Genomic DNA, 15,946 nt, shown 5'->3' on the forward strand with positions numbered 1-15,946 from the left:
CAAAGTACCAAAAATGGCGCATATATATTGGTATTGATTGACCTTGCACGAATATGAAAATAGCGTATTTGAAATGTTAACTGCGCGTTAACTCGGCAAATCTGCATTGCCTATTTCAATAACGCTCGCTCGTGGAAGGTTTACTATGAAATTGAAAAAATTAGCTTTTTCTATTGTGATTGCATTGCAATCGGGTATCTCGCTGGATGTCCTAGCGCAACAGGAAAATGATGAGTCAGATGATGTAGAAGTCATAGAAGTCCAAGGTTTTCGAGGCTCATTGAATAAATCACTGCTAACAAAAAGGGCGAACGTCAATTCAATGGAATCAATATCTGCCGAAGATATTGGGAAATTTCCCGACTTAAACCTAGCTGAATCCCTGCAACGGATATCAGGTGTTTCAATAAGTCGAGAAGGAGGTGAAGGGCGACGAATCACCCTTCGCGGTCTTGGCCCTGATTTTACTCGCGCGACCCTAAACGGCATGGAGATCCCGGCAGAAACCGATCAGCTCGATTCGTCAATTTCGGCGCTTAGTGGCGGCAGAGCATTTGATTTTAACGTATTTGCCTCAGAGTTGTTCAACCGGGTGGATGTGCAAAAGTCGCCTACAGCGTCGATGGAAGAAGGGGGAATAGCGGGCTCGGTTAACCTCTACACCGCCAAACCTTTCGATAATCCAGGCTTTCACTATGCGGGCTCTGCTCAAGCAAACTATAACGATGTTGCAGACAAGACAAATCCGCGCACGGCGGTCATGGTAAGCAATACGTTTGATGATGATAAATTCGGTGTGCTTTTTTCCGTTGCCTATTCGACACGCGATGTGAATCAACAGGGGTTTGGCACAGTAGGCTGGCAGACGCCAGTGAATAATAATATGACCTACGCCGACACTAGCGACCTGCAGATAAATGGCACGCCTGCCAGTTCATCCTGTTCGCTGGGCGATGATTCTGTCGATCCAGTAAACTGCCTTTATACACCACGGATACCGCGTCCTGATTATTTTGGCAACGGTCAGAAACGACTGGGAATAACGACAGCGTTTCAATATGCACCCACAGATGATGTGGTACTGACCTTCGATTACTTGCACTCACAGCTAGAAAACGAGCGTTCGTATTACCACATGTATGCCATGTTCAGAAACTACTTTAATCAAATTACCCCGACCGAAGTAACTATTGCACCCAATGGACAACAGATTATCGCGGGACAGTATGATGGTGTGACAAATCGTGTTGAAAGCCGTGAGACAACCAGTGATACCGCATTTAATCAGTATGTATTATCTGGTGAATTTGCATTAACCGACAGAGTGGTGGTTGATGCCATGGTCGGTTTTGCTGAGATAGACTTTTCCAGAGAAGAATTCAGACACATTATGGACAGTGTTGATCCGCATTCCTTTGCGTTTGATTTTTCCGGTAACCCTAACGCGGCAATGCTGGATTTTCAGTTCGATTACAACGACCCGTCGCTTTACAATCTGTCATCTTACGACTTGAAAGACCAGACTGATAAAGAAAACGTAACCAGTAAAATTGATGCCAGATATGTTGGTGACGATGTTGAGGTGAAAGCGGGCTTCGCGTTCAACAATCGGAAAGTCTCCCGAGCTTACTCAGGTTTACCTACGTTCTCTGTTGATTCAGCAGAAGGACTGACTCAAATGCTTCCCGTTGATAATTTTGGTGACGGTTTTGACGGCAATTTATTCCCGTTTGTAGTCGCTGATTTTGCTGCTGTAAAGAATGCGATAGGCCCACTAAACTGGGAATCGCAGAAGCAGAAAGACAGCGAAGTTGAAGAAGAAACCATGGCGGTCTATCTCGAGTTCAATACGGATTTTGATATCGCAGATATGATACTTAGAACGAATTTCGGCATGCGCTATGTGGACTCAACCGCCACTTCCACGGGTTACATTAGATTGGCAGACTCCATTGAAACAGTAGAGGCTGAACACAGTTATAAGAACTTCCTGCCGGCATTAAACTTGGCTCTTGAACCTACTGATGATCTGATAGTACGTCTGGGTTTAACACGCTCAATGACCCGGCCCAGCTTGAATACACTGAACCCTGGTAATCCTGCGTTTCGTTATATAGAAGGCTTTGTCACCGTTGGTAATCCTTATCTAGATCCTTATGTATCGAACAACGTGGACTTCGGCGCGGAATGGTATTTTGATGAAGAATCGTTACTGTCAGCAACTGTGTTTTATAAAGACATCGAAACCTATATTCGCAGCACTCAAGAAGACCGCATGGTTGACAGTATCTACTATACAGCCATCGAAAATGATCCCGTTTACGATCCTGCAATCACGGTAAATCCGTTTACGCAGCCATACACCCATTATTCCTATGATAACGGTGAGGGTACGTCGATAAACGGCCTGGAGCTAAGCTATCAGCAACCGTTCAGTTTTTTGCCTACACCGTTTAACGATCTTGGTATGGTTGCGAATTATACCCGAGTTAGCTCTGGTGAAATTGTTGGTGTTTCTGAAAACTCTTACAATCTCACCTTCTATTACGAAACGGAGAAATACGGGGCGAGGGTATCAGCCAATAGTCGTGACGATTACTTTATTGAAGTACCTGGGATCACAGGAAACAGAGAGAACGGCGTGACCGGTCCGACCAATATTGATTTTTCATCTTTCTATAACTGGTCTGAAAATCTGACGTTATCCTTTGAAGTGATCAATGTAACTGATGAGTACTCCCGCTTGTTCGTAACCGGAGATGGCTCTCTCGACATGGTGCGCGAATATAACAATACCGGACGACAGTTCTTCCTCGGTGTGCGTTATCACAACTAAATGTTGAGTTTATCGCCGGCCCTCTGTGCCGGCGTTTTTTCCGCTTTCAGTACTCTCTTTCCAGGACACATTATTATGCAGCTTCGCTGGGTTCTTTTACTCTTTTTAGTTTTCAGATGCGATATGGCACAAAGTGAAGATACCACTGATGCATTTGTGTTTGATGTTCAGTCTGACCACGGTGAAATACGGGTTCAAAGCGACAGTAAATTAATCAATTGGGCCGCCGGCGATGTTGCTGGCGACCTTTCCGTTCGTGTGGGCATTCCGTTTAGCGCGAGTACTGGAAGTGGGGAAGTACCAAGAAAAACAGCCATTACCATAATTGTTGACGTAGATAGTGCCAATACTCAGCTCAAACAGCGAAAGTCAGAATACGGTATCTGGGAATCTTTTGTAATCTACAAAGAGTTAGACGCTCTTCATATCACCGGTGCCGATGAACGAGGCGCGGTATACGGTTTGTTTACGCTCGCCGAAAAGCTAGGCATTTCACCCTGGCAGTGGTGGGCCGATGTGCCACTGACCAAAAGTGAGACCTCCCTGAAGATTGACGGTTTACCGCTCGTGGATGGGCCAGCGGTAAAGTACCGAGGCATTTTCATTAATGATGAAGACTGGGGGTTGTTACCTTGGGCTACCAAAACATTTGAACCGGAATATGGCAATATCGGCCAGGTTACCTATGAAAAAGTGTTTCAGCTGCTTCTGCGCTTAAAGGCGAACACGCTGTGGCCCGCGATGCATCCAGGAACCCGTGCTTTTTTCAAAGCGCCAGCGAATAAGGTGATGGCACAATTGTATCAAATCCACATAGGCAGTTCCCACGCCGAGCCCATGCTAAGAAATAATGTGGATGAGTGGGATCATGACAAAACTGGCGATTTTAATTACGTCACCAATTCAGATACGGTAGATAAATACTGGGCTGAGCGTATTCGGCAAGTCAGTGATATGCCCGAACTCTCTATGTTCACGCTGGGCATGCGGGGCGTTCACGATAGTGGGATGGAGGGCATAGAAAATGATGCTGATGCCAGAGCCATTCTGCAAACTATCATCGACAGGCAAAGAGGGATGTTGGCTTCGATATTTAACCAAGCCGCTGAATCGCTCACACAGGTATTCACGCCTTATAAAGAGGTTCTAAAGCTCTACGAGCTTGGCCTTCATGTGCCCGATGATGTAGCCATCGTATGGCCAGATGATAACTATGGTTATATTCGCAGGCGTAGTTCAACCGCTGAACAACAACGTTCAGGCGGAACAGGGGTTTATTATCATCTCAGCTATTGGGGGCGGCCACATGACTATTTATGGTTAAGTTCTACCCATCCCGCATTAATAAAATTTGAAATGCAGCGTGCTTATGAAAACGGTGCCAGCCAGCTGTGGGTAGCCAACGTTGGCGACATAAAGCCCATCGAGTACAACATGGAATGGTTTTTACATCTCGGGTGGGCTGGTCCTGAAGATGACTCGGCCGGTGTTGTTGATTTTCTTAGACATCAATTGGCCCGGGATTTCAGTCCAATAGTTGGGAGTAAATTGACCGACTTAATGCTAAATTACTATCACCTGGCATTTGTGAGACGTCCTGAATTTATGGGTTGGAGCCAGACAGAACCCACGACATCGACACGCCTGTCTTCCTGGTCAAATGAACGGATTGAAAAGCGTCTGGCTGACTATGCCGTACTGGAAAAACAGAGTGAAGACATCTCTCGCTTAATGCCTAGCTTGTACTCATCATCTTTCCTTGAACTCGTTGGTTATCCCGTAGCAGCATCAGCCGAAATGAACCGTAAATGGTTATTGCGACATTTAGCTTCAATCTCAGGGAATTTAAAAAAGAAGGGCTCATTGATAAAAGACGCTCAACACGCACATGACAATATTCAAAAGCTTACTGCTCAATACAACGCTGTAGAAGATAAAAAATGGGCGTTTATGATGAATGAAAAACCGCGAAATTTGCCTGTTTTTGAAAAACCCCAAATATTGAAAGTAGGGAATGCAGAACTTGATAAGAGGGTTCCACAGCGAAAAAACACAAGGATGATAAAACCGGCTCTGGTAAAAAGAATCGCGCCGGCGGGATTTAGTTGGGTTCAGTTAGAAGAGTTAGGCTACTCACGAAGTGCGCTGAGTATATTTCCTCTTACCATGCAAACATTCGACGCTGGGGAAGCAGAACTTACATATAACTTCGAGAATGAAAAGTCGGACAGCCTTTCCCTGTTCATTGCCACACTGCCTACTCATGCAAATAACTACGATCAAACACTTACTGTCAGCGTAGATGGGCAGCAACTTCAAATCGTTTCATTAAATACAATAGGTCGAAGTGAGGAGTGGAAGCAGGGTGTTTTAAATAATCGAGTGCAAAGTGAAATTAAACTACATCACCTAGCTGAAGGGTCACATAGTGTAACGATTGAAGTAAACCAGAACGGCATTGTCATTGATGATGTATGGCTAACTAATGCAACGAATTAGCAGGGTTTTGAGGTACCGGTTGCACAATAACGTGCGACCAGTACGTGTTAAAAAACCTCGTGAGACAGACGCTGAAGCTTAGCTATTTTATTACTTGGAAATCCGCGCCGTCCACCAAGTAAATGATGCTGCAACCAATAGAACCGTTGCACTGAAGATATAGGTTGTAACGTAACCCTCAAAATCATACAACACGCCACCTAGTGTAGAGCCAAGCCCAATGCAAAGCTGTACAACGGCTACCATCAAACCACCACCGGCTTCAGCATCGTCAGGGAAGTTATGTGGAATCCACGCCCACCAACCAACAGGTGCAGCTGTGGCAATAAAGCCCCACAGTCCAAGTAATACTATCACAATCCACATTGAATGACCGAACATGGTTAAACTAACCGCAATAGCCGCAAGCATAAGAGGAATAGAAATTAGGGTAGGGTAGAAGGCATGCTTTAACGGTAAATTAATTAACGACGTGCCGATAAAACCCGTCACACCTATTAACATAAGAATAAGGGAAAGTGTGCCTACATCTACCTGAGTAACATTTTCGAGAAACGGACGAATATAGGTATATAAACTAAACTGCCCAAGGAAGAATAAGCCCACAGCAAGCATGCCGATGACAACTAATTTTCTTCTTAACAGCGCGAATACGGCAAAAAGTCCCGCACTCCCGTGATCACTAGATGCTGGTGGCATAGAGGGCAAGCTTAGCCACTGCCATAAAAAGGTAATTACCGAAACCGGTATCAGGCTAAAGAATGCCCCACGCCAACCAATCAGCGCGCCCAGGTAGGCGCCTAGAGGCGCAGCAATAACGATGGCTAATGCGTTTCCACTATTAAAAATAGCCAATGCTTTCGAAACCTGATCTTCCGGTACCAGCCGCATGGCAATGGCAGCAGACATAGACCAGAAACCACCAACAACAATACCAATCATGGCGCGTCCAATCATGTAAACAATGTAGTTATTGGCGAGACCGACAACCGCACCAGACAGCCCCATGAGCACCGTTAGAAATAACAGCAACGTTTTACGGTTTACGTTAGACGCAACTGATGAAATAAACAGGCTTGTTACTACTGCGAACGCGCCGGAAATAGCAATACCTTGACCAGCCATGCCGTTAGTCACATTAAGTGCATCGGCGATAGGCGTAAGCAAACTCACGGGCATAAATTCAGAGGCAACGAGAGTAAAAACGCAAACGGTCATGGCAAAAACGCCACTCCAATAAGCTTGCGGCTCGTCATTAATGATAGTGTTTTGTTGAAATGTCATGAATGGATTTCTACAGCAATAGTTGGTAACAAACAGTGCGCTGAAAGTTCTGCACAGTAGCCTGAGATAAAATAAGGAAGGTGCTATATTCTTACACAGGGGTTTTTTTGAATTAACATGGAAAGCATAAATACACTTATGAATGGTGTTCATTGAAGAGCCTGGAAAAATAATAATCGATGTAGTGCAACAACGGGGCTATGGATAGGAATTCGCAAAGGATTGATACACAATGATATTTTAACGCATTATTTAACATAATATACATTATGCGTAATTAAGTAATGATGTATATTGGAAGTTGTAGTGCGTATTTCCACTTTCATTGAGATTTCACATCAGTTGATATCTACATCGCTGTGACTGTGAACCTGAGCTTTGTGCTCAGTGACCACATTCTTATCAAGCAACTTGGTCACGACATTATCAAATGACCGGAAGCTCTGACCCGGTAGTCTTTCCATACGCAGCGAGATTAACTGGTACTGCAATGATGTTGATGCCGTTATTGAGATAAACGTTATTTGCCTCGCTCCACAGCTCTCGACCGCTCGATACACTCACAACTTCAACCACACTTAATCCTGCCATTTCCTTTCAAGTTGAGCTTGGCCGTTAAAGCCAACTAGGAATTCTCAGCAACTAACCGTTTTCCAGTTACTCATCGATCAACAGCTTCATGTGCATTGGTTGCCGAAAATTGTCAAAACTGCATCGTGCGCTACGTGAAATCTGCTGTATCACACCTCGCAAAATAAATCAGATTTCACGTAGCGCACGGATAGATTTTCGGAATTCTGAGCTTAATTTGCCAAGCGTGTTCAGACAGACAATCCTGTTTTATCTCTTAACTAGAGTATCTATTTTTGAGTGTCAGATATGTAGATAACTCCAGGTAAACATTTCACCGGTTCGAAATGAAATAAGCGTATAAATGTTCAAAGTTAGGCTGATGAGACTTTCCGATGTAAATCCTGGCGTAAGACCTGGTATAAAATCTGGTGTTAAACCAGTTGTAATATAACGACGAGCACGCGGATGCATTCAGCAGAACACGGGCATTACATCAAGAGAATTCAGATACCTGCTGTGCCCAAACCATTCACAAAGCGAAAGACTCGAAATTACCATGCACTGTATATTTATACAGTTATTTACCAGTAAACATGATGTGCAACTTAGCGAGATATAAACCCAGATCCATCACGCATGATAATTCCAGTTATCATGCGTGATGTGAAAATAAGACCATATTAATCAATGACTTAAAAGACATTCCACAGAGCCATGAAAATTGCTAGTCACCACATTTCTATTTCATTTTTTTGTTCATAATCGTCAACTTTCATAATCTCTTCATTGTAGAAAGCTTTCACAATCAACCCTCAACACCATAGTGCTACGCCAGTACATCGAAATATCAAGCGACAAATGCTAGCGATAATGAAAACTATCCTGTCACTCTCAAAGAAAAAACGTAATTAACTTACTAATGACATCGATGACATAAATACATTATAGTGTTACCAAATTTACTTTTTGTTAACCATATTGGTTACAAATATCTTTGTTCGCGTTAAGGTAAATTTTATCGTCGCCCTGCTCTATCACGAGCTTTAAGGCCCCTTAACCGAATGTGGTCGCTGTAAGGAATAAAATGATAAACAAGAATATGCTTAATACCATTATCGCAGGCAGCCTGGCGTTAGGCACAATGGTGAGCACAAGCAGTGCATTAGCCGCAGAAGAATTAACCGATTGTTCATTACGTGATGTGCCTTTTTCAAGCTCAATGCCAGCTTATGATGTAGTGATGCGTCCGAAAGCCAGAGCCATCGTTGAGAAATACTATCCTGGTGTTTTAGAAAAAGTACCAGCATGGATTTTAAGTGAATCCATGCCCTCCTTCAGTACACTGATTACTCTTGATCAACTTCTTGCTCGCATGGAGATAAAAGATGACGCTAACGCGCAATCCATGCGTAAAGAGCTTGCAGCGCTGCCGGTTACCCCTGAAGACAAAATTTCCCGCTGCGCGCGGTTTGATGCAGAACCCGTAAACTTTGATTTGGGTGATGAGCCCGTTCAGGTTCTGATTTATCAGAAAATAAATGGTTACGACCACGGTGAATCTGTGACTGCTGCCACTGAAAACCTGACCAAACTTGCCACAGAAATGGGATATGGCGTGTCGGTTAGTGCTAAAGGAAGTGCATTTACGCCTGAAAACCTCGCTGAATTCGATGTGGTAATCTGGAACAATGTCAGTGGTGATACTCTCACCCTGTCGCAACGCCAAGCATTTGAAGACTACATGAATAATGGTGGTGGTTTCTTGGGTATTCATGCTTCAGCCGGTGATTCTGTCTATTTCTGGGATTGGTATCGTGATGTACTGATTGGTGCGCAGTTTATTGGCCATCCAGGCGATGACAACTGGTTCCAGGATGCCTATTTAGATGTTACTCATCATAACTCGGGCGTTGCTGAAGGCATTCCCGCTCGTTGGGAACTTAATGATGAGTGGTATTCATTCTCAGACAGCGTGTCGTCGAAAGGTTACGACATCGTTATGGCTATTGATGAAACGACTTATGAGCCAGGTAAAGAGTTGGAAATGGGTGAAGACCATCCACTTGTTTGGACACACTGCATCGGTGAAGGTCGTGCGATGTACAGTGCCATTGGGCACCGAAAAGAAGTGTACAACGCGGAATACAATATAAAATTGCTAAAAAATGGTATGAAATGGACTGCAGGCCAAGGAAACGACACCTGTAAAAACTAAGCCTACCAAAAGAGCTTAATCATGAAGCCCGGTCAGTCCGGGCTTTTTTTGCTCCCTGGTTAAACCGCATCCAACGCGACCGCAGTGCCATATTCTGTTTATGTGACCTATTAGCCATTCATCAATAACTGTATTTATATACATATTTATTCGTATGTGTATAATGCAATTAGACTCAACATGGTTACGCATAACCCTTCTCCACCATTTGAACGCACATACTTTTACATGAGCAATCAGAGGCTTAAATGAAACTCCCCGCAGCACAGCAACTACAGTTTACTGAGTGCTACCGCGATGCGGTAAATCAGTATTTCAATGATATTTTCTCTCGGCTTCCTAAAAATACGCAGCGGGCCTATATCAGTGATTTCAACGAGTTTGCTATCTTTTGCCAGCAAGCTGCGCTGCCCGGATTCAACTCTTCTTTCGAGAACAATGAGCAGTGTGTAAAGGAATATGTAGAAATGTTGTGTCAGTCACCACTGGCATATCGAACGATAAAACGCAGATTAAGTGCATTGAGTAAATTTCTGGGTATTGCAAAGTTACCGAACCCCATTGTGCAATCGGTGTATTTGAAAGACTTTATTCGCCTTGCTCTGGCCGAGAATGAAAAGTACCAGTTTAGTCAGCACCAAGCTGTGCCACTAACCGTGGATCTGTTGGAGCTTATCAACGAGCGCGTCATACCTGATTCTTTGTTAGAATTGCGCGATCTGGCGCTAATCAACCTCATGTTTGACGGGCTGTTACGGGCTGATGAAGTGATCAGGGTTTGTTGTGAGCATATTGATAGACGAAGTAATGCCCTACTCGTTCTCACCTCCAAAAGTGATCAGGCGGGTAAAGGGCAATATCGCTATGTATCGCCGAGTACGCTGGATATGCTTGATGAATATATGGCTGAAGCGAATTTTGATCCCACACATCAATGTGAGCGTGACAGCACAGATCCCAGGCGAATCAATAAAGGTATTGTATTCCGTCGCGTATCTAATAAGGGCCATGCACTGCTTCCCTATGATGAATCAGCCAGTCTGAAGCAATTATTGAAACTCGAATATTCAAGTATTTATCGGATCTGGAAACGCATTGCTAAACTGGCGGGTATAAAAGAGAATATAACACCACACAGTGGCCGAGTCGGCGCAGCAGTTTCGCTTGCCGAAGATGGCGCTACGCTACCAGAAATGCAACTCGCAGGCGGCTGGCGTTCGCCTGAGATGCCTGGACATTACGGCCAGCAGGCAGCGGTAAGAAAAGGTGGGATGGCTAAGCTTGCGAAAAGAAAGGGCCGTTCAGGCACTTAAGTGAATTTCGGCAACGTTCATCCATCCCTACAATCATTCAGGTTCGTTCTTTTATCAATATTTTTGAGGTGTTATGACAACACGTTTTCATTCTTACTCGGTTTCTGCAGGTCACGGTCTACCTCACGACCCGTTTAAAGCCATTATTGCCCCGCGTCCTATAGGCTGGATTGCCTCGCAAAGTAAACAAGGCACAACTAATCTGGCGCCATACAGTTTTTTCAATGCGTTTAGTAACACGCCGCCATTGATTGGATTTGCCAGTATTGGATTCAAAGACAGTGTAAGCAATATTCAAGAATCTGGAGAGTTTTGCTGGAGTCTCGCAACCTATGAACTTGCTTCTGCTATGAATAAAACCAGTGAATCGGTAGACAGCAATATTGATGAATTTGAATTGGCAGGCTTAAAAAAGCGCCAATCCGATATTATCGATGTGCCTCACGTTGAAGCCAGTCCAGCCTCGATGGAATGTAAATTAACGCAGCTTATTCCTTTAACCGATCTCGACGGGAAAGAAACCGACGCCTGGCTTGTTATTGGTCAAGTGGTTGCTGTACATATCAATGAAGCCTATCTCACCGAAACAGGTTTGTTCGACACGGTAAAGGCCGATTCAATAACCCGAGCCGGTGGCCCTGCTGATTATTTTCGCGTAATAGAAGCAGCAAAATTCCAGTTAAAGCGACCAGGATAATTTTTACTTGGGAGAATCGCGGATAACATTGACTCAGTTACCTGTAACTCGAATAATACGCGTCCCACCAGCAATGAGCTAAAAACATGAAAAAACACCTGATACCTGCTGTCACTTTGCTGCTTACTGCCTGCCAGCCAGAAAACAACATGGCAGGACTAGACCGTGTTTATGTGAAGCCGGTCACCACACAGTGCCTCACTGACGTGATCACCGCACAACCTTTTGTTACAGACTTCTCTACCGATAAAGATGTGTTTCATTTCACACTAGATGGGTATGAAACGCGTATGTTGAATAAAAAACTCGATGGTAAAATTTCAGGGTATGCAATGACCATCGATGGCATGCGCCGGGGTGACGATCCAAACGCGTTCTATAAGAAAGTTCGTGAAATGGAAACCACCATCTTTACCACCATTACTGAAACTTGCTACTAACCCTGAAAAACGTACTCCTCTCGGGTATTGCACTTGTATTCAACGCTTTATCCTGTAGGGTTAGGCGCTTTGTAGTGTAAAGGATGAATGAATGAAAACAGGTATTGTTCTTGGTGCTGGCGTTGTAATTGGCGTAAGCCTTGCCGGTATATCTATGACCAAAAGTGGTTACGAGGCGTTTATTAACGAGCAGTCACAGCGATTGCTGACCGACGTTGCGCCGGGCACAACGATTACGCGCACCATTTTAAATGATGGTTTTTTCACTGTTGAAGACGAGTTCGTCTTTGCATTCGACCCCACCGAAGCAGGGTTAAGCAGTGATGCGAGAATGCAATTGACGGTGCAAAACAGTTGCACAGTATTGCCATTTTATCTTTCTTGTAACGATACGTTTAGCTATAAGGCTTCCGCTGAGCTTGAAGCACTGAAACAACAATTCCTGGACTACAATTATGAAGCAGGCTGGAATACCAGCCCCTTAACCCAGAATATTACAGGTTGGCTTCAAGGTGAATCGTATACATCGAGCTCAGAAAGTGCCCTAACCTTAGGCAAGCTTAATCTTAAATTAGACACAGACTTTGCTTTCTCTGCAGTTGGCGTCGACTTTACGCTGGATTCAGCCAGCATGAATGCCGATAGCGCAAACCTGCGCTTATCTGATGTGGTGATGACGGCAGATCTTACCGACATTCAGCAAAACTCCTGGATTGGTACGAATACCCTCACCCTTGAGGGCTTCACTGCAAATTCCGGGGATGGTAGCGAAATATCGCTCGAGGATGTGTTGGTAAGCAGCGTCACCACTGAATATGAAGAAGATAAATACGACCTTAATTACATCGTGCGTGCGCAACGACTTTCAGTTAATCAACCGGGTTTAACGTCGCAAGCGGATGACATCAATTTTGACATTAGAATGTATGGCATTTCTGCCGAAGCGTTAGATTTAATACAAGAGTTTGAACAAGCGAATTTAACGGATGCCGTCATTCTGAAACAGCTTATCGAGCAGCTTGGAAAGAGCGAACCTGGCCTTACACTAAACACTTTATCGCTGACGCTAAACGAAGCGCCCATCAATGCGACTGGCGAATTAAGCTTTGATCCGTTTACGTTCCAGGATTACGAGAATATGGCTGTCGCGGGTAAAGCTCACGGCAAGGTGCATGCAATGTTCAGCGGCGAACTCGAAACTGCGGCGCCAGCACTATTACCGGTTCTCCAACAAAGTGTACAAACCGGTATACTAACCCAAGATGAAAACGGTGATTTTGTCACAGATATACTTCTTGAAGGTGGCGCAATTACTGTCAATGGCACTGTTATCGGCCAGTTTTAACACTTCATTTGGGAGATTGCTATCTATTAGCATCTCCCTCATTTCAATGAGTTAACCGCCCACCCCAGTTACGCATAACCCTGAAAACTCATTGTCAGCAAACCAATTCATCATTGTTGTCGTAAAGAATCTCATAAACAATGAGGAGCAAATTTATGAGTTCAACAATCGATGCTAAACATGCAAAACTGCTCGCGGAAGTTATCGATCAGTCTTCAAAATGGCAACTGCAGCCTGAGAAAAAAACACCTTTCAAATCTACCGATGAAGCATTTGCTTATATCGAAGCGCACAACGAACCGCTATATATTCTTGTTCCAGTGAATGACTCAGAAGAAGAAGTGATGGTTAAAGCGTCTACCGAAGGCGACGACGTTTTACTGCAAACGGTGTCGATGCAAAATATGCAAGAAGCAAAGGTGCACCATTCACATTTGAAACTGGTGGAAAGTACTGTTACAGAACTGGTTAATGCCCAGTTGTCTGATGGGAAAAAAGCAGCGTCTTTTTAAAAACCTTAAAAGCGTTTACTGGCAGTGTGGGTTTACACCTTCACTGCCAGCACATCAACCTGTACCCCATGTAAAACGGCATTGGCGGTAGAGCCTAACAATAAGCGCATACCACTGCGACCGTGGGTACCAATTACAATTAAATCGCTGCCCAGCTTTTTTGCCGCCTCGTGTATTTCATCGGCCGCCCCACCAACCACGACGTGGGTGTGCGATATAGGAATGTTATGACGATGCGCAATACCTTCAAGTTTGTCTTTTGCCTGCTGACATATCTCATCTGAGAAATCACTTTCAAGAAATAAACCGTAGGGCTCTATGCTTGTCTGCGGATACACCACATAGAGCAGATTTAATTTTACATTATTTCCCGCCAGCTGCATTGCCCGATGGACCACAGCTTCATAGTCAGAATAAATATCAATTGCGACAAGAATGGACTCATAAGCGGCCATGTCAAACTCCTACTTGGTTTTATATCACTATAGTTGAAAAGCGCACTTTCGTGTTGACGAGAATCAAGCTTAAACCGCTTTTGTGTCTTCTTCTATATTTGCAAGGTGACTCGTTGGCATAAAGCTGCGGGCACTGCCTTCTTTCACATGTAATTTAAACGCGTCAGCAATGTTGTCGGTAAGAAAGCTGCCACGCTTTACTAATGGAAAAATATCGTCGTAGCGTTTTACTTCAAGCTGACTGACCCGACGGAATATATGGGTACGATTTAATGATGATGGTGAACCGTGGCCTGTTGAAGACAAAATGTCCATGACGGCTTTAATGGTTTTTCGATGAAAACGGGCCACACGTTGGTATTTATCTTCAACAACTAGGCCTTTTGCCAAAGATGGATCTTGCGTGGCCACGCCGGTTGGGCAGCGATTGGTATGACACGACAACGACTGCACACATCCGAGCGCTAACATCATGCCCCTGGCACTATTACACAAGTCGGCGCCCAGGCTCAGATTTTTGACAATATCGAATGCGGTAATGACTTTTCCTGACGCAATCAGACGAATATCTTCACGTAAATCAAAACCGATAAGGCAATCTTCAATAAATGCCAACGCTTCACGCAGTGGAAAACCAATTGAATTTGCATATTCTAATGGCGCTGCACCTGTGCCCCCTTCTCCACCATCAACGGTAATGAAATCTGGCTTGATACCCGTTTTTATCATCGCTTTACAAATTGCCACAAATTCACTTTTACGACCTAACGACAGTTTGAAGCCGATAGGTTTACCGTTAGAGAGTTCACGCAGCTCACTGATATATTCCATCATTTCAATTGGCGTTGAAAACGCAGAATGACGAGGGGGGGAATCGACTTGTGTGCCAGGCTCTACGCCCCGCACTGCGGCAATTTCAGGGGTGTTTTTGTGAGCAGGGAGAATACCGCCATGCCCGGGTTTAGCGCCCTGACTGAGCTTTATTTCTATCATTTTCACATTTGGATGCGAGGCTTTTTCGGCAAATTTCTCGGCGTTGAATGTGCCGTCGCTGTTACGGCAACCAAAGTAGCCCGTTCCGATTTGCCACACAACGTCACCGCCATTGTTTAAATGATACGGTGTTAAACCGCCCTCGCCGGTGTTGTGGTAGAAGTCACCTTTGGCTGCCCCTTTGTTCAATGCTTCTACTGCATTGGCACTCAGGGCACCAAAGCTCATGGCAGAAATATTAAGTAGGCTGGCGCTATAGGGTTGCTTGCATTCCTTCGAGCCAATGACGACACGAGGATTACGGTTCATTTCCTTAATGCCCATTGCAGAAAGTGAATGACCAATCCACTCGTATCCATTTTCGTAGGTATCTAACTGCGTGCCATAAGGTGAACTGTCGATATCGTCTTTTGCCCGTTGATAGACGATAGAACGGTGCATTCGGCTAATGGGCCGACCATCGGTTTCTGATTCAAGTAAGTACTGTTGTAAGAACGGCCGCAAACCTTCGACAATCCAACGTCCTCGTCCTATAAATGGGTAATTAATAAGAATAGAGTGATGTGTCTGCTTGGCATCGTATAACCCGATCGCTAAACAAAGGCCGCTGACGGGCAGCAACCAGAGCATTTCGTGCCACACGAGCCCGATGAGCAAGTTAATGAAAACGATGATGACTAAGCCCGTTAAGATGGGTTTTTGCATGGAAAATACCAGTCCTTGTAGAAATGGGTAACACTATGTGTGCGACCATAACAAAGATCATCTTATTAGCGGAATTATT

The 15,946-nt window shown here is 44.5% G+C and carries 12 protein-coding genes; 8 read left to right on the forward strand and 4 right to left on the reverse strand.

Features of this window, described 5'->3' with window-relative positions:
• The first annotated feature begins 145 nt into the window (after positions 1 to 145).
• Positions 146 to 2,836 carry a TonB-dependent receptor gene (locus ACXAGX_RS18870; RefSeq protein WP_474840277.1) on the forward strand — a complete coding sequence of 897 codons (2,691 nt, stop codon included), beginning with the start codon at positions 146 to 148 and terminating at the stop codon, positions 2,834 to 2,836.
• A 75-nt stretch (positions 2,837 to 2,911) separates the two neighbouring features.
• A complete protein-coding gene (locus ACXAGX_RS18875) occupies positions 2,912 to 5,335 on the forward strand; it encodes a glycosyl hydrolase 115 family protein (RefSeq protein WP_474840279.1) in 2,424 nt (807 codons plus the stop codon).
• Positions 5,336 to 5,425: 90 nt separating this feature from the next.
• On the opposite strand, the gene ACXAGX_RS18880 is transcribed toward ACXAGX_RS18875, so the two are convergent.
• Complete coding sequence (locus ACXAGX_RS18880) at positions 5,426 to 6,619, reverse strand: MFS transporter (RefSeq protein ID WP_474840281.1); 1,194 nt, start codon at positions 6,617 to 6,619, stop codon at positions 5,426 to 5,428.
• Between the two features lie 426 nt (positions 6,620 to 7,045).
• Positions 7,046 to 7,210, reverse strand: a complete 165-nt coding sequence (locus tag ACXAGX_RS18885; protein ID WP_474840283.1) for a hypothetical protein — start codon at positions 7,208 to 7,210, stop codon at positions 7,046 to 7,048.
• A 1,066-nt stretch (positions 7,211 to 8,276) separates the two neighbouring features.
• On the opposite strand from ACXAGX_RS18885, the gene ACXAGX_RS18890 reads away from it, so the two are divergent.
• From ACXAGX_RS18890 to ACXAGX_RS18915, 6 genes are all read left to right on the forward strand, one after another.
• On the forward strand, positions 8,277 to 9,407 hold the full coding sequence (locus ACXAGX_RS18890; protein ID WP_474840285.1) for a ThuA domain-containing protein: 1,131 nt from the start codon (positions 8,277 to 8,279) through the stop codon (positions 9,405 to 9,407).
• 248 nt (positions 9,408 to 9,655) lie between these two features.
• Complete coding sequence (locus ACXAGX_RS18895; RefSeq protein WP_474840287.1) at positions 9,656 to 10,720, forward strand: tyrosine-type recombinase/integrase; 1,065 nt, start codon at positions 9,656 to 9,658, stop codon at positions 10,718 to 10,720.
• 73 nt (positions 10,721 to 10,793) lie between these two features.
• Positions 10,794 to 11,417, forward strand: coding sequence for a flavin reductase family protein (locus ACXAGX_RS18900; protein ID WP_474840289.1), 624 nt, complete (start codon positions 10,794 to 10,796; stop codon positions 11,415 to 11,417).
• Between the two features lie 86 nt (positions 11,418 to 11,503).
• Entirely contained in the window at positions 11,504 to 11,857 is a 354-nt protein-coding gene (locus ACXAGX_RS18905; protein WP_474840291.1) for a hypothetical protein, read from the forward strand.
• A gap of 91 nt (positions 11,858 to 11,948) precedes the next feature.
• On the forward strand, positions 11,949 to 13,202 hold the full coding sequence (locus ACXAGX_RS18910) for a DUF945 family protein (protein WP_474840292.1): 1,254 nt from the start codon (positions 11,949 to 11,951) through the stop codon (positions 13,200 to 13,202).
• Positions 13,203 to 13,357: 155 nt separating this feature from the next.
• Positions 13,358 to 13,714: a hypothetical protein gene (locus ACXAGX_RS18915; RefSeq protein WP_474840294.1), complete on the forward strand. Its 357-nt coding sequence runs from the start codon at positions 13,358 to 13,360 to the stop codon at positions 13,712 to 13,714.
• A 32-nt stretch (positions 13,715 to 13,746) separates the two neighbouring features.
• Here the strand turns inward: ACXAGX_RS18915 and ACXAGX_RS18920 are convergent, their stop codons facing one another.
• Both ACXAGX_RS18920 and ACXAGX_RS18925 read right to left on the reverse strand, forming a co-directional pair.
• A complete protein-coding gene (locus ACXAGX_RS18920; protein ID WP_070123725.1) occupies positions 13,747 to 14,169 on the reverse strand; it encodes a universal stress protein in 423 nt (140 codons plus the stop codon).
• Positions 14,170 to 14,238: 69 nt separating this feature from the next.
• Entirely contained in the window at positions 14,239 to 15,867 is a 1,629-nt protein-coding gene (locus ACXAGX_RS18925; RefSeq protein ID WP_474824651.1) for an FMN-binding glutamate synthase family protein, read from the reverse strand.
• Positions 15,868 to 15,946: the final 79 nt, after the last annotated feature.

The organism is Alteromonas sp. ABV4_515 (assembly GCF_056160345.1).